Source organism: Tenacibaculum crassostreae (genome assembly GCF_964512405.1).
Taxonomy (GTDB): Bacteria; Bacteroidota; Bacteroidia; order Flavobacteriales; family Flavobacteriaceae; genus Polaribacter; species Polaribacter crassostreae.
In genome coordinates this window covers 148,554-172,442 of the sequence record NZ_CAZELE010000007.1, presented here as the reverse complement: position 1 = coordinate 172,442, position 23,889 = coordinate 148,554, and the positions used below count along the sequence as shown (strand labels likewise).

The 23,889-nt window shown below is 32.6% G+C and carries 22 protein-coding genes; 10 read left to right on the top strand and 12 right to left on the bottom strand.

Going from position 1 to position 23,889, the window contains the following annotated elements:
* Nucleotides 1-38: 38 nt before the first annotated feature.
* From ACKTST_RS11040 to ACKTST_RS10990, 11 genes are all read right to left on the bottom strand, one after another.
* Nucleotides 39-1,574: a YifB family Mg chelatase-like AAA ATPase gene (locus tag ACKTST_RS11040; RefSeq protein ID WP_408047803.1), complete on the bottom strand. Its 1,536-nt coding sequence runs from the start codon at nucleotides 1,572-1,574 to the stop codon at nucleotides 39-41.
* Nucleotides 1,575-1,631: 57 nt separating this feature from the next.
* Nucleotides 1,632-2,216, bottom strand: coding sequence for a DUF4126 domain-containing protein (locus ACKTST_RS11035; RefSeq protein ID WP_408047802.1), 585 nt, complete (start codon nucleotides 2,214-2,216; stop codon nucleotides 1,632-1,634).
* A 71-nt stretch (nucleotides 2,217-2,287) separates the two neighbouring features.
* On the bottom strand, nucleotides 2,288-4,246 hold the full coding sequence (locus ACKTST_RS11030) for a protein-disulfide reductase DsbD family protein (RefSeq protein ID WP_408047801.1): 1,959 nt from the start codon (nucleotides 4,244-4,246) through the stop codon (nucleotides 2,288-2,290).
* A gap of 25 nt (nucleotides 4,247-4,271) precedes the next feature.
* Complete coding sequence (tilS, locus tag ACKTST_RS11025) at nucleotides 4,272-5,585, bottom strand: tRNA lysidine(34) synthetase TilS (RefSeq protein WP_408047800.1); 1,314 nt, start codon at nucleotides 5,583-5,585, stop codon at nucleotides 4,272-4,274.
* Between the two features lie 15 nt (nucleotides 5,586-5,600).
* Complete coding sequence (locus ACKTST_RS11020; protein ID WP_408047799.1) at nucleotides 5,601-6,422, bottom strand: alpha/beta hydrolase; 822 nt, start codon at nucleotides 6,420-6,422, stop codon at nucleotides 5,601-5,603.
* Nucleotides 6,422-6,934, bottom strand: coding sequence for a hypothetical protein (locus tag ACKTST_RS11015; RefSeq protein WP_408047798.1), 513 nt, complete (start codon nucleotides 6,932-6,934; stop codon nucleotides 6,422-6,424). Before ACKTST_RS11015 ends, ACKTST_RS11020 begins: the two co-directional genes overlap by 1 nt.
* Before the next feature lie 65 nt (nucleotides 6,935-6,999).
* Nucleotides 7,000-8,319, bottom strand: a complete 1,320-nt coding sequence (pabB, locus tag ACKTST_RS11010) for an aminodeoxychorismate synthase component I (protein ID WP_408047797.1) — start codon at nucleotides 8,317-8,319, stop codon at nucleotides 7,000-7,002.
* Nucleotides 8,320-8,384: 65 nt separating this feature from the next.
* Nucleotides 8,385-10,823 (bottom strand): sodium-translocating pyrophosphatase, encoded by a 2,439-nt coding sequence (locus tag ACKTST_RS11005; RefSeq protein WP_408047796.1) that lies wholly within the window; start codon nucleotides 10,821-10,823, stop codon nucleotides 8,385-8,387.
* A 116-nt stretch (nucleotides 10,824-10,939) separates the two neighbouring features.
* On the bottom strand, nucleotides 10,940-11,467 hold the full coding sequence (locus ACKTST_RS11000) for an inorganic diphosphatase (RefSeq protein ID WP_408047795.1): 528 nt from the start codon (nucleotides 11,465-11,467) through the stop codon (nucleotides 10,940-10,942).
* Between the two features lie 103 nt (nucleotides 11,468-11,570).
* Nucleotides 11,571-14,075 (bottom strand): DUF5686 family protein, encoded by a 2,505-nt coding sequence (locus ACKTST_RS10995; RefSeq protein WP_408047794.1) that lies wholly within the window; start codon nucleotides 14,073-14,075, stop codon nucleotides 11,571-11,573.
* Between the two features lie 79 nt (nucleotides 14,076-14,154).
* Nucleotides 14,155-15,132, bottom strand: a complete 978-nt coding sequence (locus ACKTST_RS10990; protein ID WP_408047793.1) for a pyruvate dehydrogenase complex E1 component subunit beta — start codon at nucleotides 15,130-15,132, stop codon at nucleotides 14,155-14,157.
* A 213-nt stretch (nucleotides 15,133-15,345) separates the two neighbouring features.
* Between ACKTST_RS10990 and ACKTST_RS10985 the strand changes: the two genes are divergently transcribed.
* The 10 genes from ACKTST_RS10985 (at nucleotide 15,346) to ACKTST_RS10940 (ending at nucleotide 23,532) form a co-directional block, all read left to right on the top strand.
* Nucleotides 15,346-16,086: an electron transfer flavoprotein subunit beta/FixA family protein gene (locus tag ACKTST_RS10985; RefSeq protein ID WP_408047792.1), complete on the top strand. Its 741-nt coding sequence runs from the start codon at nucleotides 15,346-15,348 to the stop codon at nucleotides 16,084-16,086.
* 83 nt (nucleotides 16,087-16,169) lie between these two features.
* Nucleotides 16,170-17,123: an electron transfer flavoprotein subunit alpha/FixB family protein gene (locus ACKTST_RS10980; RefSeq protein ID WP_408047791.1), complete on the top strand. Its 954-nt coding sequence runs from the start codon at nucleotides 16,170-16,172 to the stop codon at nucleotides 17,121-17,123.
* A 141-nt stretch (nucleotides 17,124-17,264) separates the two neighbouring features.
* Nucleotides 17,265-17,882: a bifunctional nuclease domain-containing protein gene (locus ACKTST_RS10975; protein WP_408047790.1), complete on the top strand. Its 618-nt coding sequence runs from the start codon at nucleotides 17,265-17,267 to the stop codon at nucleotides 17,880-17,882.
* Between the two features lie 17 nt (nucleotides 17,883-17,899).
* Complete coding sequence (locus tag ACKTST_RS10970; protein ID WP_408047789.1) at nucleotides 17,900-19,615, top strand: NupC/NupG family nucleoside CNT transporter; 1,716 nt, start codon at nucleotides 17,900-17,902, stop codon at nucleotides 19,613-19,615.
* 111 nt (nucleotides 19,616-19,726) lie between these two features.
* Nucleotides 19,727-20,551: a thymidylate synthase gene (locus ACKTST_RS10965; RefSeq protein ID WP_408047788.1), complete on the top strand. Its 825-nt coding sequence runs from the start codon at nucleotides 19,727-19,729 to the stop codon at nucleotides 20,549-20,551.
* Between the two features lie 63 nt (nucleotides 20,552-20,614).
* Nucleotides 20,615-20,800, top strand: a complete 186-nt coding sequence (locus tag ACKTST_RS10960; protein WP_408047787.1) for a hypothetical protein — start codon at nucleotides 20,615-20,617, stop codon at nucleotides 20,798-20,800.
* Between the two features lie 18 nt (nucleotides 20,801-20,818).
* On the top strand, nucleotides 20,819-21,304 hold the full coding sequence (locus tag ACKTST_RS10955; RefSeq protein WP_408047786.1) for a dihydrofolate reductase: 486 nt from the start codon (nucleotides 20,819-20,821) through the stop codon (nucleotides 21,302-21,304).
* 3 nt (nucleotides 21,305-21,307) lie between these two features.
* Nucleotides 21,308-22,201, top strand: a complete 894-nt coding sequence (gene gldA, locus ACKTST_RS10950) for a gliding motility-associated ABC transporter ATP-binding subunit GldA (RefSeq protein ID WP_408047785.1) — start codon at nucleotides 21,308-21,310, stop codon at nucleotides 22,199-22,201.
* A gap of 7 nt (nucleotides 22,202-22,208) precedes the next feature.
* Nucleotides 22,209-22,640: a hypothetical protein gene (locus tag ACKTST_RS10945; protein WP_408047784.1), complete on the top strand. Its 432-nt coding sequence runs from the start codon at nucleotides 22,209-22,211 to the stop codon at nucleotides 22,638-22,640.
* Between the two features lie 49 nt (nucleotides 22,641-22,689).
* On the top strand, nucleotides 22,690-23,532 hold the full coding sequence (locus ACKTST_RS10940) for an alpha/beta hydrolase family protein (protein ID WP_408047783.1): 843 nt from the start codon (nucleotides 22,690-22,692) through the stop codon (nucleotides 23,530-23,532).
* Here the strand turns inward: ACKTST_RS10940 and ACKTST_RS10935 are convergent, their stop codons facing one another.
* A complete protein-coding gene (locus ACKTST_RS10935) occupies nucleotides 23,533-23,889 on the bottom strand; it encodes a hypothetical protein (RefSeq protein WP_408047782.1) in 357 nt (118 codons plus the stop codon). It lies immediately after the preceding gene.

Sequence of the window (23,889 nt, the reverse complement as noted above, 5' to 3'; positions counted from 1 at the left end):
ACTTTTAAAAACCTGTTAATTTTCTGATTATGATAAAATTATCCTAACCAACCTTCACGGTCTAAACTTCTATATTGAATTGCTTCGGTAATGTGTTCTGATTGAATGTTTTCTGATGTAGCTAAATCTGCAATTGTGCGCGATACTTTTAGTATTCTATCATAAGCACGGGCAGATAAATTTAATTTTTCCATAGCTATTTTAAGTAATTCTTTACTCTCATGAGAAAGTTGGCAGAATTCTCGTATGTGCTTTACATTCATTTGAGCGTTGTAATGAATGTTGTCAAAACTTTTAAAACGTTCCGTTTGAATTTCACGAGCTGAGGTTACTCTTTTTCTAATATCAACACTACTTTCTCCTTTACGTTCTTCGGATAACTTATTAAAAGGAACGGGAGTAACTTCAATGTGGATATCGATTCTATCTAATAAAGGACCAGAAATTTTACTTAAATAACGTTGCATTTCAGCAGGTGATGAAGTCATGGGAGAATTGCTATCGTTAAAATAACCACTCGGACTCGGATTCATACTTGCTACTAGCATAAAACTACATGGGTAATTTACTGTAAAACGAGCTCGAGATATGGTAACTTCTCTGTCTTCTAAAGGTTGACGCATCACTTCTAAAACACTGCGTTTAAATTCAGGAAGTTCGTCTAAAAATAAAACTCCATTATGAGCTAAAGATATTTCACCGGGTTGAGGGTATTGTCCGCCGCCAACAAGTGCAACGTCTGAACAAGAATGATGCGGGTTACGAAAGGGACGCTGATACATCAGTCCTGTGTTTTTTACCTTACCCACTACAGAATGTATTTTAGTTGTTTCTAACGCTTCATGTAATGTCATTGGAGGTAATATTGAAGGTAATCTTTTCGCCAACATTGTTTTTCCAGCTCCTGGAGGTCCAATAAGAATAATATTATGCCCGCCTGCTGCGGCAATTTCCATACAACGCTTTATAGATTCTTGTCCTTTAACATCTGAAAAATCAAACTCAGGAAAGTCTATATGTTTATAAAATTCGGCTCTAGTATCAATTATTGTTGGTGAGATAAGCTCATCACTATTAAAATGATTGATAACTTCCATAATATTATCAACTCCTAAAACGTTTAAATCATTAACAATAGCTGCTTCTTTGGCATTTTCTTTAGGAAGAATTAAATGTTTAAAACCTTCTTCACGAGCTTTAATAGCAATGGGTAATGCTCCTTTAATAGGTTGTAAACTTCCGTCTAACGAAAGTTCACCCATAATAATATATTCATCGATATTCTCTGATTTAATTTGATTAGAGGCAGCTAAAATTCCGATAGCTAAAGTTAAATCATACGCAGCCCCTTCTTTACGAATATCGGCAGGTGCCATGTTGATAATAATCTTTTTTCCTGGAAGTTTGTATGAGTTGTTATTCAACGCAGCAGAAATTCGATACGAACTTTCACTTACTGCTTTATCGGGTAAACCTACTAAATGATATCCAATACCTTTATCAATATTTACCTCAACAGTAATCGTGGTTGCTTCAATGCCAAAAACAGCGCTTCCATAGACTTTTGCTAGCATATTTTTCTCTTTCTGTTAAAGATATAAAAAATATGTTAAGTGTTTTGTATTAGTCTTTTATGATAAATTTTGTTCTTTTTCTATGGAAGGAAAAATAAACTTGTACAATTTTCTCATTCCTAAAAACATTAAAACAACTAAAACAATAGCCACTATTGGTAAGAAGATTGAAAAGGCAGACATCATTACTGAAGTTCCAGTTTCAACTGTTGAAATTACAGGATTTGCCACACCTGCTGTGGTTGTAGTTGAGGTTAATCTTGCTGAAGCTGTTGTGCCTTTTATTGCGGTAGCTGTCCCACCACCAGCAATAATAGCTAATGCCCATGTAATAACAGGAGATAAGTCAGCTATTGTAGATACCATTACAGCGGTTCCTGCAATTGCTGCTAAAGGAACTGCTATGGTGTCTAATAAATTATCAAACCAAGGAATATAATAAGCAAATATCTCCAGAATTGTTGCTATGCCTAAAGTAATAAGAGCGGTTGAGCTCGCTACCCAAGTCCAACTTTCATTGAGTGGAATTACATTATAATAACCAGCTAAACTCAAAGCAAATAAGGGTAAGAATACCCTAAAACCAACTGAGGCTGCTAATCCTATTCCTAAAAATATACTGATTATAGTTTCTGGAGTCATGTTTTTTATGGTAAGATATAAAAAAAGCCTCTTTTTAAAAAGAGGCTTTTGAAAATATTGTAATACTATTATTAGTTGTTGTTAAAACGGTCTAGACCAGTTTTTAACCAATTATAGTAAGTTGTATGATCTGTGTACTGTTGAGGTGAGTTTAATACTTCTAACTCAGGACTCATTAATACATAAAATGGTTGAGAAGCAGTTTTAAAGTTTGCTGCTTGCAAAGTAGCCCATTTATCACCATACGTTCTAATTCTTTTTACTTTACCGTTAGATTTGATAAAATCGAATTGCTCATTTTCTGGTAATAATCTTTGGTGATCATCTACATATAATGAAATTAATACATAATCATCATTAATTAAAGAGTAGATGTTTGGCTGACTCCAAATATTTTCTTCCATTTTACGACAGTTAACACATGCCCATCCTGTAAAGTCTAATAACACCGGCTTGTTTACTGATTTTGCGTAAGCAATACCTTCTTCAAAATCTTTAAAACAGTTTAAGTTAAGAGGACAGTGGTTGTCTTTTTGGTAAATACTGTGGAATTTTGGTGGTGCGAAACCACTTAATAATTCATTTTGATTCCAAGCTGGTTTTTCCATAACACCAGGAGCTAAGTACACCGCTAAAGCTAATGAACCAAGACCTAATAATACTCTGAAGAAACTTATTTTTCCGTATTTCTTTCCGATAAATCCGAATAAGTAAAGAGCCATTAAGAATGCAATAAATGCCCAGATACCAATAAATACTTCTCTTTTTAATAATCCCCAGTGACCAACTAAATCAGCGTTTGATAAGAATTTGAAAGCGAAAGCTAATTCGATAAATCCTAAAACAACTTTTACTGTATTTAACCATCCACCAGATTTTGGTAAATTATTTAACCATTTTGGGAACATTGCAAACAATGCGAAAGGCAATGCTAAAGCTAAACCAAAACCTACCATTCCTACTGAAAGTTGCATTGCACCACCACTTAATGATCCTGCTAATAACGATCCTAAAATTGGACCTGTACAAGAGAAAGATACGATAGCTAAGGTTAATGCCATAAAGAATGTTCCGATAATACCTCCAATGTTAGAAGCGCTATCTGCTTTGTTACTCCATGCACTTGGTAATGTTAATTCGTAAAAACCGAAGAATGAACCAGCAAAGAAAATTAAAACAACAAAGAAGAATAAGTTTAACCAAATATTGGTTGAAATGTTATTTAAAATCTCAGGATCTAAAGAGTCTAAGAAGTGGAAAGGAAGACTTATTAAACCGTAAATTAATACGATAAAGAATCCGTATAAAAGAGCACTTCTAATACCTTTACCTTTTTTCTCAGCGCGCTTTGTAAAGAATGATACTGTTAATGGTACCATTGGGAAAACACACGGAGTTAAGAAAGCTAAAAGCCCACCAACAAATCCTAATAAGAAAATGTTTAGTAAACTATTGTCTTTATCTTCAGAAGCAGTATCTGTTGAGCTTTTTAATAAAACAGTGTTTTTTAAATCTAAATTTAAAGATTGAGATAATTCTTTACTTTTATCATCTACCTCAGCAACAGTTTGCTCAACTTTTTCACCAATTAAAGAGAATGTAAAATCTTCATCAAATGGTAAACAGTATTCTTTACATACTTGTGCATCAAGGTTAAGAGTAACCTTTGTTAAAGTAGAGTCGCTAACAGTAATTCTTTGGATTAATTTTCCTTCTTCAACGAAGAAAATTTCATCTTTCCCCCAAATTTCGCTAAACTCAGTTTCTGTTTCACTTTCTTTAGCCTTACCGTTTAAAGTATAACCTAATTGACCTTCTGCTGGGGAAATTGTCATTGGAAGAGAAGCGTCTTCTGGGTTGTACTGAGAGTATAAATGCCAATCTTCAGCAATTAACACGTCAAAAATTAAGTCGTACTCAGTGTCAGATACTTTTTGTACCGAAGGAGTAACAACTACAGGGTTATCATCGGATTGAGAGAAAACCGATAAACCTATGAATAATAAAAATAGAGTAAAGAATTTTTTCATTCTATGTAGTTTGAGATGGGGTTAATTAAATACTAATTTTTAATAGTTTGGTTGTTTTATTTGTGGGTAAAAATCGATTGTCTTGTCGTTTTCCTATTATCCAAATAATTTCGTCTTTACTTGTGCAAAGCAACCAAATTTTATTTTTGTTTACTATTGATATCTTTTCGTCTTTAAAATACTTGCTTACTTTTTTACGCCCTGTCATTCCTTTGGGATAAAAATAATCACCGGCATTCCGTTGCCTGAGAATTAGGGGGTAACTAAGTAATTCGCTATCAACATAAATTATATTGTTGTTGATGCTTTCCTGTTCATCAACCTCTTTTAATGTTAAGTTGAGAGGAACAGTTATTTGTTTGTTTTCTTTTGTAATGATAAACCGCTCATTATCAAATGGGGATTTTTCATCAGTGCGTAAAAGTAATAAAAAATCTCTGTCTTTCAACAAAGTATAAAGTTTTGTTAAAATTCGTTTTCCAGATTGCGCATGAATTAAGCTGTAAATATCGTTCCATTCCCTGAATTTATAAGGCTTTAAGAGATGGTAGAGGTAAGCTTGGTGATTTTGTAATTTTAACAGTTTCGGAATGTTAAATTTTAACATATCGCCCTCTTTAGTAACGATTTCGTTGCTTATTTCCGCTATTTTGTCTTCAATTATTTGTTGAGATTGGTTTAAATGATCAACAGTTTTATTGAAACTGTCTAATAGGCTGGGGTTCAGTTCTTTTAAAATAGGTGTTATTTGATGACGAATTTTATTTCTTACATATTTTGTTTCTGAATTGCTTTCGTCTTCTCTCCACTCAATATTGTTTTGATGTGCAAAATTTAGGATTTGCTCTCGAGAAAAAACAAGAAGCGGTCTAACAATTTTGCCATTTATAGGTGGAATTCCTGTTAAGCCATCTAAACCAGTTCCTCTAGTAAAATTGATTAAAAATGTTTCTAAATTATCGTCAGCATGATGTGCTGTTAAAATATAATCGAAAGATTTTTCTTCTAATAATTTTTTAAACCAATTGTAACGTAATTCTCTCGCAGCAAGTTGAGTTGATAATTTATTTTCTGTAGAATATTTGGTGGTGTTAAACTTTATTGTGAAAGTTTCAGTGTTTAAAGTTGCTCCTAAATTTGTAACAAAATCTTCATCTAAATCACTTTCTTTTCCTCGTAACTGAAAATTACAATGTGCTAAAGAAATAGTAAACTTTAATTGATGCAACAAATGTGTTAGTACCACGCTATCTACTCCACCAGAAATAGCAATGAGTAGTTTTTTATCCTTTAAAAAAGGGAAATTAGTTTCAATATGTGTGGAGAACTCTTGAAGCATGCAGTTTTAACCTTGTTATAGTTGAGAGTTTAACCAATTAACAACGTCTTGTAGCATTTCTTCTTTGCATAAGTCGTTTTGAAGCTCGTGATAGCCTTCTTCGTATAATTTTAAACTTGCTTTTGTTGAGTTATCAGCAAAAGCTTCGGCGCCTTTATAATCAATAATTTTATCTCCTGTACCGTGCAATAATAGCATTGGGGTTTTTAAAGAAGATGCATTTTGAATTGCCCATTCACCAGAATCAATAAATGATAAAGAAAAGTTCGGGCTAATTTTATCATGAACTAAAGGGTCTTCAACATATTTTTTTACCTCAATAGCATCTCTTGAAATATCATTTGGGTCTAATTCGTTACCTAAAGTTATTGATGGAGCAATTTTTTGCATCACTTTTCCTAAAGATAATTTCCAAGCTGGTGGTTGAAAAGCTAAGCGTAAAAACGGACTGGTAGCAATAACTCCTTTTAAATGATGGTTTTTTCTTAAGGAATAATTAATTACAGCATTTCCACCCATTGAGTGTCCGTATAAGAAAATAGGTTTGTCGCCAAAAGTGTTTTTAGCTTCGTTAATTAATTTGGTAATGCTTCCTAATACCAAATCATAACCAGGATTATGACCTCTTTTTCCTTTTGTTTTACCATGCCCGAAATGATCAAAAGCGATAACACCAAAATTATTTTCAGTTAGTTTTTTAGCAACGTGTTCATATCTTCCAGAATGTTCTCCCATTCCGTGAACAACTACGACTACTGCTTTTATGGTTTCTGGTTGCCAATACTGACTAAAAAACTCGGTTTTATGATAATTGAATGTAAATGTATTGTGTGTCATTAGTCTCTTGTAATATTTCCGTCTTCTAAAATATTAAAAATAATGGTAGAAGAGTCATCAGAAATATGTTCAACCAATTCAATGCTGTTTTTGTTTAGTGTAGATGTAGTTTTTAACACACCTTCAACGATTTCGTCATAGGCTAAAACTTGACTATTAATAATGTTGTAGTTTTCATCATAATTAACTAACATTGAAATAAGTTCGGTGTTGTTAGGGTAAAAATAATACACTACCGATTTATAGTTTTCTGATAATTTAGGAAGATAAGAAACTCCTATTTTAGCTTTTTCATCATCTAATTGCTCTTCAAAAATTGAAGGTAATTTTAATAAATCTTGTTGCGTTTTTGTTAGTAATTTAGTTTCTACATGATTGCTGAAATTAGTGCTGTCAACTAAAGGAACAGTTTTAGCAGGATACTCATTTAAAAATGAATATTTATTTGATTTACATGATGTTATTGACGCAATAATAACAACGAAAAGTATAAATTTAATTGTGTTTTTCATTTCTTTATTTTTTATAATAGTTTTTGATTAGAAGTGCTTTTTCTGATTATTTGTTATAAATATAATTAAGTTTTGTTCGTCAGCACATATTTCATGGCTTTTGCTTTTAGCAAACATTCTTCGTATTCTTTTTCTGGAGTAGATTTAGCAGTAATTGCACCTCCTACAGAATAAGAAACGTATTTATTTTCACTATTGTATAAAATACTTCTAATAACCACGTTAAAATCAAAATCGCCATTTGGGGTAAAATAACCAACGGTTCCAGAGTACAATCCTCGTTTGGTTTCTTCTAATTCTTCAATGATTTCCATTGCTGATATTTTCGGAGCTCCAGTCATGCTTCCCATCGGGAAAGTGTCTCTAATAACATCAACAGGATGTGTGGTGTTGTCAATTTCTGAAACTACGGTAGAAATTAGTTGGTGTACCTGTTTAAAAGAATATACTTTACACAATTCTTCTACTTGCACACTTCCCTTTTTTGCGGTTCTTGATAAGTCGTTGCGAACTAAATCAACAATCATAATATTTTCTGAACGTTCTTTTTCGTCACGAGCTAAATCGAACGCAATTTTTTCATCTTCAATAGGGTCGATAAATCGTTTAGCAGTTCCTTTTATAGGTTGAGAAATGATTTTAGAACCTTCTTTACGTAAATATCTTTCAGGAGTTGCAGATAATAGATAATGATGCTCGTTTCTGAAAAAAGCAGCAAATGGTGGTTCTGAAATTTTATTTAAATGTGTGTAAACTTCATACGGATTAATTGCTGTGTTTTCAGCGTAAAATTCCTGACAAAAATTGGCTTCATAAATATCTCCTCTATGAATGTGTTTTAATACATTTTCTACTTTTTGATGGTATTCGTCTTTATGAATTCTTAGTTTTATTTTGATTTCATCTTCTTGTAAGGGTTCATCATTAAAACTTGAAATGATATTCGGATTTGCTTCAATAATATCTTCAAAATCTTCTTCTAACTCATCATCAATCATTTTTAAATAATGAAATTCAGCTGTGTTTCCTTTAATAAAAATGAGTTTTTGAGGTTGAAAGAAATACAAATCAGGAAAATGCAATCCATCAAAATTATTCGAAGTTAATTTTTCTACGTCATTTTTAACATCGTAAGAAATATATCCGAAAATATAGTCTTTAGTATAAGATTGATATTCTTTTAGCTGATCAAAAGCACTGTTGTAATCGGTTTTAATTGAAGTAAATTCTTCAACAGCCAAGGCGCAATCGAAAGAACTATAATTTTGTTTGTAATTGTTAGAATCTAACCAAATAGCAGTTTCGAATTGTTTAGCCCAAACAAAGAGTTTTTGCTTGAATTTGCTTGGGTTGTCGATAGAAAAAATACGAATGGTTCTTGACATCGCACAAAAATAAGAAACCCGATAGAAATACAACTATCGGGTTTGTGTTTTATATACATTGAAGTTTATTCTTTTTTTGAATTTTCAAAAGCTTCAATTTTACTCTTAACTTCCTCTAAAGTTCCTTCAAAAATTTCTTCTTTTGTTACTTCTTCACCATTTTCAACAGTAGTAGTGGTGACAGTAGCTTTAGCAGTTCCATCGTCATTTTTTTCAATGTTTACTTTAACGATTTTTTCTGTCATACCTTCAGAAATAAATTTCGCATCAGTAGAAAGTTTCATTTCATGCTTTTCACCGTTATCATCAACCCAAATTTTTATGTTTTCTGTTTTTTCATGAGATTCAGAAGAAGTATGTCCGCCTAAAATAGGTGCGATTACTAACCCTACTAAACAGGTTAATTTGATTAAGATATTCATTGATGGTCCAGAGGTGTCTTTAAAAGGATCACCAACGGTATCACCAGTTACAGCAGCTTTATGAGCATCTGAACCTTTGTAGGTCATTTCTCCGTTGATTTCAACACCAGCTTCAAATGATTTTTTAGCATTATCCCATGCACCACCAGCGTTGTTTTGGAAAATCGCCCACATAACACCAGATACACATACACCAGCCATATAGCCACCTAAAGCTTCTGCTTTAAAAATAAGTCCTATTAGGATTGGAGTAATGATGGTAATTAAACCTGGTAATAACATTTCTTTTAAAGCAGCTTTGGTTGAAATATCTACACATTTTGCGTATTCAGGTGTGCCAGTTCCTTCCATAATTCCAGGAATTTCTCTGAACTGACGACGTACTTCATGTACCATTTCCATAGCGGCTCTACCAACTGATTGCATCGCTAAAGCGGAGAAAATTACTGGCACCATACCACCCACAAATAAAGCCGCTAATACATCAGCTTTAAAAATATTAATTCCGTCAATTCCTGTAAACGTAACGTAAGCAGCAAACAGTGCTAAAGCAGTTAATGCAGCAGAAGCAATGGCAAATCCTTTACCAACAGCAGCGGTTGTGTTTCCAACTGAATCTAAAATGTCGGTACGTTCACGAACATGATCTTCTAGTTCACTCATTTCAGCAACTCCACCAGCGTTATCAGCAATTGGTCCGAAAGCGTCAATAGCTAATTGCATAGCAGTGGTAGCCATCATTGCAGAAGCAGCTAAAGCAACACCGTAAAATCCTGCAAAATAATACGAACCGTAGATTGCAGCAGCAAATAATAAAACTGATAAGAACGTAGATTTCATTCCTACAGCTAAACCAGCAATAATATTGGTTCCTGCACCAGTTGCACTATTTTGAACGATATCTAATACTGGTTTTTTACCTAAACTAGTATAGTAAGCAGTTACCATTGAAATTAATGCTCCAACAGCCAATCCTATACATGCTGCCCAGAAAACATTCATTGAAGAAACATCTTTAATTCCTTCACCAAAGAAACTCATTTTCATAGTTTCTGGTAACATCCATTTTATTAGAAAGAAACTCGCAGCTAAGGTTAGTAAGATTGATGCCCAGTTACCAGTGTCTAATGCTTTTTGCACTTGAGCTTCTTTTGCTGTATTGTCTTTGATACTTACTAAAAAAGTACCAATAATTGAAGCTAAAACACCAACTCCCGCAATAACTAAAGGAAGTAGGATAGGTCCCATTCCGTTGAAATCATCAGTAAAAGGAGTAGATAAAGACATGTCTCTAATTACATAATTTCCTAATACCATAGCAGCTAAAACTGTTGCTACATAAGAACCAAACAAGTCAGCTCCCATACCAGCTACGTCACCCACATTATCACCAACGTTATCAGCAATTGTTGCTGGATTACGAGGGTCGTCTTCAGGAATTCCTGCTTCTACTTTTCCTACTAAATCGGCACCAACATCGGCAGCTTTTGTATAAATACCTCCACCTACACGAGCAAATAAGGCAATAGATTCAGCTCCTAATGAGAAACCAGCTAAGGCTTCTAAAACAATGGTCATTTCATTGTAAAAATTTCCTCCTTCGGTAATAAATTGTCCAACAAACAATAAAAAGAATAAACTTAATCCTAAAACAGCTAAACCTGCTACACCAAGTCCCATTACGGTTCCACCGCCAAAAGATACTTTTAAAGCTTGTGGTAAACTTGTTTTGGCTGCTTCTGCTGTTCTTGCATTAGCATCGGTGGCAATTCGCATTCCTATATTACCTGCTAAGGCAGAAAAAATTGCTCCGACAATAAAAGCAGGAACAATCATTATACTTGTTGTTTCAACTAATTGAGAGATTCCGAATAAGGCTAATGAAGCTATTACTACAAATATTAATAATAATCTATATTCGGCAGCTAAAAAAGCAAGAGCACCATCTTTAATGCTTTTTGAAATGGATTGCATTTTGTCATTTCCTGCATCTTGTTTTTTTACCCAGACCATTTTTACGTACATAAAAACGAGTCCTAAAAGTGCCAAAATTACTGGCACATACATCATGTTTTGTTTCATGTTATTGTTATTTGATTAGTTATAAGTGTTCGTAAATATAACAAAATCAATAACTAAACAAAAAACCTCTCAGCGATAACTGAGAGGTTTTCTATAATTATAAGGTTGTTTACTTATTAAATAGTAAAGTTTCCTTTTGTTTTATGGTCGCTGTTTTCGTAACGCTCTAAACACTTATCTAAGATTTCATAAGCTTCGTTAGCATCACCCCAATCACCTACATCAACTTTTTTCTTTTCTAAATCTTTGTATACTTGAAAGAAGTGAGTAATTTCTTCTTTACGGTGTGGGTTTAAGTCTGATAAATCGTTGTATTTATTCCAAATCGGATCTGACATTGGTACACAAACGATTTTTTCATCTGGACCTTTCTCGTCTGCCATATGGAAAACACCGATTGGTTTTACTTCCATAACACACATAGGAAAAGTTGGTTCCGCACCTAAAACTAACACGTCTAATGGATCACCATCTAAAGCTAAAGTTTGTGGAATGAAACCATAATCTCCAGGATACATCATTGATGAGAATAACATTCTATCAAAACGAATTTTTCCTAAATCAAAATCGTATTCGTACTTATTTCTACTTCCTTTTGGAATTTCAATTAAAACATCAACTGTTTTTCTTTCTTTTGCCGTCATATATTCTTAACTTTTCTTCGTTTCTAAAATCGGATTGCAAAAGTAGTGATTTATTACTTTTTTGAAAGAAAAATTATAGGTTATTTTATAGTTAAATGTATGATTATAAGCCAGGTTTAATTCCGATACGAATTGCGAACTTTGGAGTAGGTGCTACAGTTGATCCAGCTGGCGGTGTGTAATTGCTTCTCCAAACAGCATCAATTCTAAGAAAACGCAAGTTACCATACCCAATATTTTCTAACCCTACACTGTATTCGTAGTATAGCTTATTAGGTGCGTTGTAGTTAACGTTTGATCTACTAATAGCTATGTTCTCCTTTGAAATAGTACCATAAGCTGCTCTAAAAGTAACAAGGCTTCGTAGGTTTAGCTTTTTTAATAGCGGAATTCTATTTAAAATATAACCGTTAAAATGATGCTCTAGATGTCCTGCTAAATACTCATCCGTAACAAAATCATAATAGTTAAGAAGTGTAAAAGTATCTTTAACTAAAGAAAATGATTGGTTTGCTGGTACAACATCTAACAAAGCAACTGGGACTTCTCCAAACGTTTTTCCAGCTTCAAAAGTTGCATCTAAAATTCCGAATTTACTTAACAGAATTGGTTGGTTGTATTTAAACTGAATTTTATCATAGTTGTGTGTTCCGTTAAAAGGTCCTTTGTAACCTTTTCGGTAATTTAACACAAAGGTTGGGAATACGTTTTTACCGAAGCGTCTTTCTACTCCTAAGCCGTAAACAAAACGTCCTGGAGTAAATGACACATAAATATCAGATGCTACATCCGTTAATTTTGATTGTGTATTTCCGTTTTCATCAATATAGTTCATAGAGAAATCCTTTTCAGAAGCTGAAGAGATTTTTGCATGTGAAAAATTGATTCCTAAATGTAAATTTTGCTGAATTTGATAATCGAAATTCGTTGCAATTTTCTCAACATTTGATAAATAAAAATTATCTCCTCTGTTAAAAACTGCAGCGGTACCAAAACTGGTTCCTAATAGTTGTGTGGTGTTTAATAAGCTACTGCCTAATTGTTCAATGTCTTTTTGATAAGCTACACCAACAGCAATTCTAGGTTTGTATGATAGTAAGTATCTACCTTCAACACCATATTTTGTTTTTTGGTCTTTAAATCCGTAAGCAATATGTCCACCTAAACGAAAACGATCGTCTTTAGTTACAAATGTTCTAAAACTTAATTTGGTTCTAAAGCCTTCAACTTGATTGTTAGCAAAAAGTGTCCATAATGGACCTATTTGAAAACCTGCTCCGGTATCAACATATCCACTAGCAACAGTGTTAATTAACCCTGTAAGGTTTTTAATTTGTTTTTTCTTTTTTACGCTTTCAATTAATTTATACGTTTTTTTGCTTTGTTCTTTTTGAACAGTTTCCCAGTAAGAATCGTCTTTTTTATATTGATCAGGTCTAATTTTTTCTACTTTCTGCTCATAAAAGCTTTTAGGGAAAGCTTTGTTTAAAACATAATTTTCAAAAGTGATATCTTTTTTTATGGTCAAACCTTTATTACTGTCATTTTTATCTATAAAAGTAAAATCACCTTCGTAAGCATTTTTGGTTGGAATATAGATGCTGTCATTTCTTACTTCAAATTCCTTTTCAAAAGATAGACCTCTTACAAAATTTAGGTTAACACTTTTGTGTACCTTCATTTTTATCTTTTTTATAGAGAAATTTTTGTCTGCTACCCAAACATTTCCTTGAAAGGCTAAGTCTCCATCTCGTCTTGGGAAGAAGTATATATTGTATAGTTTTTTGTTGTTGTCTACAATACTATCGTAAAGAACATAATCATAAGTAGAAAAGCCATCGCTAGATAATGGGCTGATAAATGGCTTCTGTAATAAAGTAATGTTGTTTTTGAAAACATCAATATTTTGAAAAGTGTTAGACATTCTATCAAAAATAAACCCTTGAGCACCTAAACCTTCTGATTTTTCAGCTTCAATATCTTCTCTTACTGCATTGTTTTTGTTGTCCCCGTACACATTAGCAACTTGTTCATTTAAAAATATAGGAATGTAATAATTGATTCCATCGCTATCGTACTTTACTTCTTTTATAGCTTGTTGATATTCGTTTTTAAAGATTTTCTTTAAAAAAACGGTGTCTAGATTGTTTAGCCCTATTTCAATTGAAGTATTCTTTTTGTACTGGTAATGATCTACTAAATCAAGTCCATTTTTTCTTTTACGCTTCCAAATTTCTTTTAAAATTTTATATGCAGGATTTTCTTCTTTCTTTAAGCGTTTTTTAGGTTTAGTAACAATAACTACTTCGTCTAGCTCATTGCTTTCTTCTTTTAAAACAATATTTAAAAATTTTGTTTTTTGATTAACTTTTATGGTTTGCTTTTGAAAACCAACAAATGAAACTTCAAGTACTCCTCTAAACTTCTGAGTTTTTAAAAAAAACTTACCATCATCATCAGTTGTAGTACCGTAATTTGTTTTTTTCAAAACGATATTTACAAATGGTAAGGGGTTGTTAAATTCATCAACTACTTTTCCTTGAATAGTTATTTGAGCACTTATGTAACTGGTTGTGAGTAGTAGTAGGAATGCAAGCAGATTTTTCATTGGTTTATTTACTGCAAAATCCTTTTGACGAGGGTCAAAAGGATTTTAATTTATTTTCAATTTCTTTTTTCTTCAATTATTAGCGATACATCACTTCTTTTACTGCTGCAATAACATCATTTGCGTTTGGTAACCATTCTTCCAATAAAACTGGAGAATATGGTGCAGGTGCATCGGCTGTAGTAATTCTTTTGATAGGAGCATCTAAATAATCAAATGCTTCATCTTGAACTCTAAATGTAATTTCTGAAGATACACTTCCGAATGGCCATGCTTCTTCTAAAATTACCAATCTATTTGTTTTTTTAACAGATTCTAAAATAGCTTTATGATCCATTGGACGAACTGTGCGTAAATCGATAATTTCAACAGAAATACCTTCTTTTGCTAATTCATCAGCAGCTTTGTAAGCTTCTTTAATAATTTTACCAAAAGAAACAACTGTTACATCAGTACCTTCTCTTTTAATATCAGCAACTCCAATAGGAATGATATATTCTCCTTCAGGAATTTCCATCTTATCACCATACATTTGCTCAGACTCCATAAAAATTACAGGATCATCATCACGAATAGCTGCTTTTAATAAACCTTTTGCGTCGTATGGATTAGAAGGAACAATTACTTTTAATCCAGGACAGTTAGCATACCAGCTTTCAAAAGCTTGTGAGTGTGTTGCAGCTAATTGACCTGCAGAAGCAGTAGGGCCACGGAAAACAATAGGGCAGTTAAACTGTCCACCACTCATTTGACGGATTTTCGCAGCATTGTTAATGATTTGGTCAATTCCTACTAAAGAGAAATTGAAAGTCATATACTCAACAATAGGGCGGTTACCGTTCATTGCTGATCCTACAGCAATACCACCAAAGCCTAATTCAGCAATAGGAGCATCAATAACGCGTTTGGCACCAAACTCGTCTAACATTCCTTTACTGGCTTTATATGCACCATTATACTCGGCAACTTCTTCTCCAATCAAGTAAATGCTTTCATCTCTACGCATTTCCTCGCTCATTGCTTCGCAAACGGCTTCTCTAAATTGTACTGTTTTCATACGTTTTATAAGTAGTTGTTTATCAAGAGTGCAAAAATAATAAAAATAGGGGTAATATTGTAGCTTTAAAATCAACAAATCATAAAGTGAGAATAATAGCTTAAATTTGAGGCAGATTGAAGTTGGATAAAAAATTTATTATGCACGCATAATAAATTAAAAAAAATGCGTAACTTCGTCGCACAAAATTAAGTTTCTTTAAAACAACGATATATGAAAATATTAGTTTGTATCAGTCATGTACCTGATACTACTTCAAAAATCAACTTTACTGATAACGATACAAAGTTTGATACTAACGGAGTTCAATATGTAATAAATCCATACGATGAGTTTAGTTTAACTCGTGCTATGTGGTTTAAAGAAAAACAAGGAGCAAGCGTAACAGTTGTAAATGTTGGAGGTGCTTCAACTGAACCAACTTTACGTAAAGCATTAGCAATTGGTGCAGATGATGCAATTCGTGTAAATGCTGAACCTACTGATGGAATGATGGTTGCTAAAGAATTAGCTGAGGTTGTTAAAAACGGAGGGTACGATTTAGTATTAGCTGGAAAAGAATCTGCTGATTATAACGGACAAATGGTTCCTGGAATGTTAGCTTCTTTATTAGATTTCAATTTTGTAAACGGATGTGTTGGAGTTGAGGTTGATGGAACGAATGCTACATTAAGTAGAGAGATTGATGGTGGTGAAGAAAAAGTATCTTCAACGTTGCCAATGGTAGTTGCAGGTCAAAAAGGAATTGTAGAAGAAAAAGATTTACGTATTCCAAACATGCGCGGTATTATGATGGCGCGTAAAAAACCTTTAAGTGTTGTTGAGCCTGTGGGAGCTTCTGCTGCAACGGTAACTCAAAATTTTGAGAAGCCAGCACCAAAAGGAGCAGTGAAGTTAGTTGATAATGTTGATGATTTAATCAATTTATTACACAACGAAGCGAAAGTAATCTAAGTTAAAGTTTAAAACACGTCATTGCGAACAAAGTGAAGCAATCTTGTTATTTGTACTCGTAATGATATAAAAAATATAAAAATATGTCTGTATTAGTTTTTGCCGATTCATCGGAAGGGAAATTCAAAAAAACAGCTTTTGAAGTTGTTTCATACGGAAAAAAAGTAGCAGAGCAATTAGGAAGCGATTTAGTAGTTGTAACTATTAATGGAGGAGATGCTTCTGAATTATATACATACGGAGCAGAAAAAGTTGTTGAAGTAAAAAATGATTTATCATCATTCAATGCTAAAGCATACGCTTCAATTATTAAGCAAGTTGCTGATGCAAAAGGAGCATCTACAGTAATTATCGATTCAAGTGTTGACGGATTAACTTTGGCGCCATTAGTAGCAGTAGCTTTAGAGGCTGGATATGCGTCTAATGCAGTAGCATTACCTAGTAGCACAAGTCCTTTTGTAGTGAAGAGAAAAGCGTTTTCAAACAAAGGATTTAACAATACCGAAATTTCAACTGAGAAAAAAGTAGTTGGTGTTGCTAAAAATTCTTACGGAGCTCATGAGAATTCTGTAAGTGGATCTACAGAAAGTTTTGATGCAACTTTACCTGAGTTAGGAGTGAAGTCTGAAGAAATCAGTAGAGCAACCGGTAAAGTAACAATTGCTGATGCTGATGTAGTTGTTTCTGCTGGTAGAGGTTTAAAAGGACCAGAAAACTGGGAAATGGTTGAAGAGTTAGCAGATGTTTTAGGTGCTGCGACTGCATGTTCTAAGCCAGTATCTGATTTAGGATGGCGTCCTCACAGTGAACACGTTGGTCAAACAGGTAAGCCTGTAGCGTCTAACTTATATATTGCGATTGGTATTTCTGGTGCAATTCAACACTTAGCGGGTATTAACGCATCAAAAGTAAAAGTAGTTATCAATACTGATCCTGAAGCTCCTTTCTTTAAGGCTGCAGACTATGGTATTGTTGGTGATGCTTTTGAAGTTGTTCCGCAATTAGTAGAGAAATTAAAAGCGTTTAAACAAGCATAAAAAAGTGGGGTACTTTTCTTTTTCTATAAATTAGAGGTCAACTCATAATTTTTAGTAAATTGTGCCCACTTAATAAGGCTGTCTAAATTTTAAGCGAAGAGCCTAAATTTAGACAGTTTTTGTTTTTTTTGATGATTGTAAATGAGCTTGATAAAACTAACTATAAAAGGTATTTCGTATAGCCAAACACAAAGTGGGGCATACGCTTTAGTGCTAAGTGAAATGGAAGGTACTAGAACACTTCCAATTATAATAGGAGCTTTTGAAGCACAATCAATAGCAATAGCTTTAGAAAAAGAAATTCGTCCACCAAGACCTCTTACCCACGATTTATTCAAAACATTTTCTGATAGATTTTCAATCGTAATAAAACAAGTAATCATCCATAAATTAGTAGATGGAGTGTTTTATTCAAGTTTAATTTGCGAACGAGAAGGAGTAGAAGAAGTAATTGATACTCGAACGTCAGATGCAATAGCATTAGCGGTTCGTTTTGAAGCGCCAATTTACACCTACGAAAATATTTTAGATAAAGCAGGTATTTATTTAAAAATGGATGAAGAATTGTCGTTGGAAGAAGATTTAGGTATAGACGAAGATGAAGATGAAATAGAGTTTTCATTTGAAGAAGAAGAAAACGAAGATTATTATTCAAGTTTAACATTAAAAGAGTTAAACGAACAACTCGATGAAGCTGTAACCAATGAAAATTATGAATTGGCAGCCAGAATTAGAGATGAAATTAGCAAACGTTCTTAATTAAATTTATAAAAAAAATGAAGAAACTATTTACTTTCATAATGCTTTGCATTACTATGATATCTTTAGGGCAAAGTATTGAAAAAAAGTGGAATTTCTCATCAATAACTACAACTGAAGGAGAATCGATTGTTTCGATAAACCCTAACGATGTTTTTAACTTATCAGAAGGAAATTTCAACTACTCATTAGTTGAAAAAGATAGTTTACAAGCCTCAGGAAACTATATTCACCAAAACAACTTATTAATTTTTAACTACAAACAACCTAATGATACGGTTCGTTATTACAATGTAGTTGAATTAACAGATGAAGCTTTAACACTTTCAGAAAAAAATGTGTTGTACAAATTCACTACAAGCCCTGAAGTTGTTACGACTACAGAAGTTGTAGAAGTTGAACAAACTAAAGGTAAAATTATTCCAAGTCAAGGATTTTCTATGCAGAGTTTGTGGAGAGGAGTTTTAGGAATGCTTTGTTTGTTAATTATTGCTTTCTTGTTTAGTTCAAATAGAAGAGGAATTGATTGGAAAACTGTTGGGATAGGATTAGCATTTCAGTTGTTAATTGCTGTTGGAGTGCTTAAAATTCCTTTTGTTCAAAAAGCATTTGAATTAGTGGGAAGTTTATTTGTAAGTGTTTTAGATTTCACACGTGCTGGTAGTGAGTTTTTGTTTAGTGGTTTAGTGTCTGATATGAATTCTTTCGGATTTATTTTTGCCTTCCAAGTATTACCAACTATTATTTTCTTTTCGGCATTAACATCAGTTTTATTTTATTTGGGTGTTATTCAAAAAGTGGTAAAAGGTTTAGCTTGGTTGTTATCTAAGGGATTAAAAATTTCTGGAGCTGAAAGTTTATCAGTAGCTGGAAATATTTTCTTAGGTCAAACAGAAGCTCCATTATTAATCAAAGCTTACTTAGAAAAAATGAACCGTTCAGAAATCTTATTAGTGATGATAGGAGGTATGGCAACGGTAGCAGGAGCGGTTTTAGCAGCTTATATTGGTTTCTTAGGAGGTGATGATGAAGCGTTACGTTTGTTATACGCAAAACACTTATTAGCAGCTTCTGTTATGGCAGCACCAGGAGCAATTATTATTTCTAAGATTTTATATCCACAAACTGAAGAAGTAAATACCGATGTAAAAGTGTCTTCAGAAAAAATAGGATCAAATATTTTAGATGCCATTGCTAACGGAACAACAGAGGGGTTAAACTTAGCAATGAATGTAGCAGCAATGCTACTAGTGTTTATTGCTTTTATTGCGATGATTAACGGAATTTTAGGTTGGGTAGGAGACGTTACAACTTTAAATACTTGGATGGCTGAAAATACTGCGTATGCTAAGTTTTCTTTAGAAGCTATCTTAGGATATGTTTTCGCACCTTTAATGTGGTTAATTGGAGTGGCTAAAGAAGATATGGCGTTAATGGGTCAGTTATTAGGAATCAAATTAGCGGCAAGCGAATTTGTTGGGTATATTCAATTAGCGGATTTAAAAAATGTAGCAAATGCTACACATTTAACATATAACAAGTCGATTATTATGGCAACATATATGTTGTGTGGATTTGCAAATTTTGCTTCTATTGGTATTCAAATTGGAGGAATTGGTTCGTTAGCTCCTGGGCAACGTAAGAACTTATCAGAGTTCGGTATGAAAGCCTTAATTGGTGGTACAATTGCTTCGTTAATGTCGGCAACAATCGCAGGAATGATAATTGGATAATTGGTTATTACAGATAAATAAAAAGTTAATAACTTATTGATATAATTTTGAAGAAGCATCTATTTTTTAATAGATGCTTTTTTATTTTTGAAAAAATCAAAGGGTAAAAAAATGAAGCAGTATCACGATTTAGTAAAGCATGTTTTAGAAAACGGAAACGAGAAAGGAGATAGAACAGGAACAGGAACTAAAAGTGTTTTTGGGTATCAAATGCGTTTTGATTTAAGCGAAGGTTTTCCAATGGTAACGACTAAAAAGTTGCATTTAAAATCGATTATTTATGAACTGTTGTGGTTTATAAAAGGAGATACCAACATTAAATATTTACAAGAAAACGGAGTTCGAATTTGGAATGAATGGGCTGATGAAAATGGTGATTTAGGTCCAGTGTACGGACATCAATGGCGTAATTGGAATAGCGATGAGGTAGATCAGTTAAAAGAAGTAATTGAAACGTTAAAGGTGAACCCAAATAGTCGTAGAATGTTAGTGTCTGCTTGGAACCCTTCAGTGTTGCCAGATACTTCTGTTTCATTTTCTGAAAATGTAGCTAATGGTAAAGCTGCGCTTCCACCTTGTCATGCATTTTTTCAGTTTTATGTTGCTGATGGTAAGTTGTCTTGTCAATTATATCAACGTAGTGCTGATATCTTTTTAGGTGTTCCGTTTAATATTGCGTCGTATGCGTTGTTTACCATGATGATAGCACAAGTTTGTGGCTATGAAGCAGGGGAGTTTATCCATACATTTGGCGATGCTCATATTTATAACAATCATTTAGAGCAGTTAGAACTGCAGTTGTCGCGTGACTTGAGACCACTTCCGAAGATGAAAATAAATCCAGTAATTAAAAATATTGAAGAATTTACTTTTGAAGATTTTGAGTTGGTAGATTATAATCCGCATCCACATATTAAAGGAGTGGTAGCGGTATAATTTAACTTTATTTTTTATAGCTTGTTTAGTAAATTTGTAAGAACCAGCTAAAAACTATAAAAAATGACCACTGAAATAGATACGTTAAAAGACGCACTATATGATAAAATTGCCGATATACATGATGAAAATGTGTTAAAAGCAATTCATACATTAGTTGATAATATAAAAAATGAAGTTTTTGAAGAAGCAACTACCGAAAAAATTGATCTCACAGGATATATAAAAGAATGGGTAAAGAGTATGTAAACCCTTCAAGTAAAATTTATGATTACACTTATTGCAGCCATTGCAAAAAATAATGCTTTAGGAAAAGACAACGACTTAATTTGGCATTTACCTGCCGATTTAAAACGATTCAAACAAGTTACTTCGGGTCACCATATTTTAATGGGGCGTAATACTTTTGAAAGTATTGGTAAACCCTTGCCTAATCGTACTTCTATAATTATTACGAGAAGCAATGATTATTTTAAAGACGGATGTTTGATTGCGAATAGCTTAGAAGAAGCGATTGAGTTAACCGAAGGTAATGATGCTTTTATTATCGGTGGAGCGCAAATTTATAAATATGCCTTAGAGAAAGATTTGGTTGATCGATTGGATATAACCATTGTACACGAAGAATTTGAAGCAGATGCTTTTTTTCCAGAAATCGATATGAAAGTTTGGAAAGAAATAGCAAGAGAAGATTTTAAAGCCGACGAGAAGAATAAACACGATTATAGTTTCGTTTCTTATACAAGAAAATAATTTATGTCAATACAACTTACAGATATATCTAAAGCATACGGAAATCAAAAAGCAGTTAATACAATTTCTTTTGAAGCTAAAAAGGGAGAAATTGTTGGGTTTTTAGGTCCTAATGGAGCAGGAAAATCTACCACGATGAAAATCTTAACAGGATTCATTCAACCAACTGAAGGAACTGTTTTAGTCAGCGATGTAGATGTTGTTGCAAATCCTATTGAAGCTCAAAAAAAGATAGGGTATTTACCAGAGCACAATCCGTTGTATTTAGATATGTATGTGCGAGAATATTTGCAGTTTAAAGCATCCATTCATAAAATTGATAACGAAAAAGTTGCTGAAGTTATTGAGCGAGTTGGATTAACGGTTGAAGCACATAAAAAAATCAATCAATTATCTAAAGGGTATCGACAAAGAGTTGGTTTAGCTGCTGCCATTTTACACAATCCAGAAGTGCTGATTTTAGATGAACCAACAACAGGTTTGGATCCAAATCAATTAGTAGAAATACGTGAACTTATTAAAGAATTAGGAAAAGATAAAACCGTATTGCTTTCTACGCATATTATGCAGGAAGTAGAAGCGGTTTGTGATCGAGTAATTATTATAAACAAAGGAGAAATTGTTACAGATAAGTTGTTAACCGAATTAAAAACAAGTAACGAGCAAATTATACGAGTAACCTTCGATTACAAGTTAGAAGAGCAATTTATTAAACGATTGCCTAATATAACTGCTTTTAAAAATACCATTGAAAACAACTGGATTTTAACCTTTGATACATCCGAAGATATGCGTCCGGTAATTTTTGACTTTGCACAAGAAAACGGATTGAAAATTCTTGGTTTAAACACAGAAAACAAAAACTTAGAAGGCTTGTTTAGAGAGTTAACTAATTGATAAAATTATGATAATAAAATTTTTAACCTATTTGGTTTTAATTACATTGTTTTTATCATCGTTAATGACTGTAAGCATAAATGTGTATAGTTTTTTTAATAATAAACTAGAAAAAGGAATAGTCTTTAAAACAGAAGAACTTGATTTTTCAGGTCATGATCAAACTTCATCTTATACTACTTTTTATATAAAACAAAAAAGAAAAAAACTAGAAGGAAGTTATGGTGAATATAAGAGTTTTTCTATAACTAAAGGAGATACTGTGGTTTATAGAAGAATAAACTTTCAAAATCAAATAAGACCACTAAAAGTAAACGGTAAAAAAGTTCAGAGTTATTATGGGCCTTGGGATTATTTAAGCTTAATAATTCTTGTTGTTATGATATTAATATATTTTTATTGGAATAAATTTATTGAAAGGTTAAAGAATAGTAATTAAGAGAATGTTCTTTCTTTAAAAGCTAATAGTTTTAATCAAATCATAATTAATGAAAATCAAAAAAAATATAGTTTTAAAAAGAGTTGGTAAAAAACCAATTTTAATAGATGTGTTTTTTTCGGAAGAATTTATAAATCAATCCGTAGTTGTTTTTTGTCATGGTTATAAAGGTTTTAAAGATTGGGGAGCATGGAATTTAATGGCGGAATCTATCGCTAAAGCTGGATTTTGTTTTGTAAAGTTTAACTTCTCTCATAATGGCGGGACTATAGAAAACCCAATTGATTTCTCAGATTTAGAAGCTTTCGGAAATAATAATTATACCAAAGAATTAGATGATTTACACGATGTATTAAGTTGGGTGCAGTCTTACTTCGAAAATAATAAAATTGTAAATACAAATAATATCAATTTAATAGGTCATAGTCGTGGTGGAGGCATCTCAATAATTAAAGCTTCCGAAGATAAAAGGATTAAGAAGTTAATTACTTTGGCTAGTATAAGTGATTTTGGTAGAAGAACAGCTACAGTTGGCGACTTACAAGAATGGAAAGAAAAAGGGGTGAAATATGTTGTTAACGGAAGAACAAAGCAGCAAATGCCTCATTACTATCAGTTTTATGAAGATTTTAAAGCGAATAAAAACCGACTTCATATTCAATCGGCAGTAGAAAAATTAAGCATTCCGTACTTAATTATTCATGGAGATGAAGATACTTCAATCTCGATTAACGAAGCAAAAGAACTTCATGAATGGAATCCTAAAAGTGAGTTGGAAGTTATTCCTAAAGCAGATCATGTGTTTAATGTAAAACATCCATGGAACGAATCAAAATTATCTAAAGAATTAGAAAGTGCAGTTGAAGTTGTTGTAAGCTTTTTGAAGAAATAATTAACTAGAAAAATTATTTCGAAACCATACTTTTTTCCAAACCCTTTTTAAAATTAAGAAGGTTGCATTTTCAGAATATTCATCAATATTAGTTGACTCAATATTTTGCATTTCTCTTTCAGAAACATCAATTCGATATAGAAGGTTTGTGTAAGAATTATAATCGTTTTGAATTAATTCTTTTATCAATTTTTGAAGTTCTTCTTTTAATTGTATAGGTGAATAATCTTCTGAAAAAACAATATCAATACCAATTAGGCTAACATCTTTATTAAGTTGAAGTATAAGTTCTTTAAATAACTTGGCGTCAGCTACGCGTGTTAATAATTCAATACTATTTTGGTAGCTAGGAAGCAT

What these genes read in the sequence shown, in the direction of transcription:
- ACKTST_RS11040 (WP_408047803.1), bottom strand. Translation starts at nt 1,574, where the DNA reads ATGCTAGCAAAAGTCTATGGAAGCGCTGTTTTTGGCATTGAAGCAACC.
- ACKTST_RS11035 (WP_408047802.1), bottom strand. Translation starts at nt 2,216, where the DNA reads ATGACTCCAGAAACTATAATCAGTATATTTTTAGGAATAGGATTAGCA.
- ACKTST_RS11030 (WP_408047801.1), bottom strand. Translation starts at nt 4,246, where the DNA reads ATGAAAAAATTCTTTACTCTATTTTTATTATTCATAGGTTTATCGGTT.
- tilS (WP_408047800.1), bottom strand. Translation starts at nt 5,585, where the DNA reads ATGCTTCAAGAGTTCTCCACACATATTGAAACTAATTTCCCTTTTTTA.
- ACKTST_RS11020 (WP_408047799.1), bottom strand. Translation starts at nt 6,422, where the DNA reads ATGACACACAATACATTTACATTCAATTATCATAAAACCGAGTTTTTT.
- ACKTST_RS11015 (WP_408047798.1), bottom strand. Translation starts at nt 6,934, where the DNA reads ATGAAAAACACAATTAAATTTATACTTTTCGTTGTTATTATTGCGTCA.
- pabB (WP_408047797.1), bottom strand. Translation starts at nt 8,319, where the DNA reads ATGTCAAGAACCATTCGTATTTTTTCTATCGACAACCCAAGCAAATTC.
- ACKTST_RS11005 (WP_408047796.1), bottom strand. Translation starts at nt 10,823, where the DNA reads ATGAAACAAAACATGATGTATGTGCCAGTAATTTTGGCACTTTTAGGA.
- ACKTST_RS11000 (WP_408047795.1), bottom strand. Translation starts at nt 11,467, where the DNA reads ATGACGGCAAAAGAAAGAAAAACAGTTGATGTTTTAATTGAAATTCCA.
- ACKTST_RS10995 (WP_408047794.1), bottom strand. Translation starts at nt 14,075, where the DNA reads ATGAAAAATCTGCTTGCATTCCTACTACTACTCACAACCAGTTACATA.
- ACKTST_RS10990 (WP_408047793.1), bottom strand. Translation starts at nt 15,132, where the DNA reads ATGAAAACAGTACAATTTAGAGAAGCCGTTTGCGAAGCAATGAGCGAG.
- ACKTST_RS10985 (WP_408047792.1), top strand. Translation starts at nt 15,346, where the DNA reads ATGAAAATATTAGTTTGTATCAGTCATGTACCTGATACTACTTCAAAA.
- ACKTST_RS10980 (WP_408047791.1), top strand. Translation starts at nt 16,170, where the DNA reads ATGTCTGTATTAGTTTTTGCCGATTCATCGGAAGGGAAATTCAAAAAA.
- ACKTST_RS10975 (WP_408047790.1), top strand. Translation starts at nt 17,265, where the DNA reads ATGAGCTTGATAAAACTAACTATAAAAGGTATTTCGTATAGCCAAACA.
- ACKTST_RS10970 (WP_408047789.1), top strand. Translation starts at nt 17,900, where the DNA reads ATGAAGAAACTATTTACTTTCATAATGCTTTGCATTACTATGATATCT.
- ACKTST_RS10965 (WP_408047788.1), top strand. Translation starts at nt 19,727, where the DNA reads ATGAAGCAGTATCACGATTTAGTAAAGCATGTTTTAGAAAACGGAAAC.
- ACKTST_RS10960 (WP_408047787.1), top strand. Translation starts at nt 20,615, where the DNA reads ATGACCACTGAAATAGATACGTTAAAAGACGCACTATATGATAAAATT.
- ACKTST_RS10955 (WP_408047786.1), top strand. Translation starts at nt 20,819, where the DNA reads ATGATTACACTTATTGCAGCCATTGCAAAAAATAATGCTTTAGGAAAA.
- gldA (WP_408047785.1), top strand. Translation starts at nt 21,308, where the DNA reads ATGTCAATACAACTTACAGATATATCTAAAGCATACGGAAATCAAAAA.
- ACKTST_RS10945 (WP_408047784.1), top strand. Translation starts at nt 22,209, where the DNA reads ATGATAATAAAATTTTTAACCTATTTGGTTTTAATTACATTGTTTTTA.
- ACKTST_RS10940 (WP_408047783.1), top strand. Translation starts at nt 22,690, where the DNA reads ATGAAAATCAAAAAAAATATAGTTTTAAAAAGAGTTGGTAAAAAACCA.
- ACKTST_RS10935 (WP_408047782.1), bottom strand. Translation starts at nt 23,889, where the DNA reads ATGCTTCCTAGCTACCAAAATAGTATTGAATTATTAACACGCGTAGCT.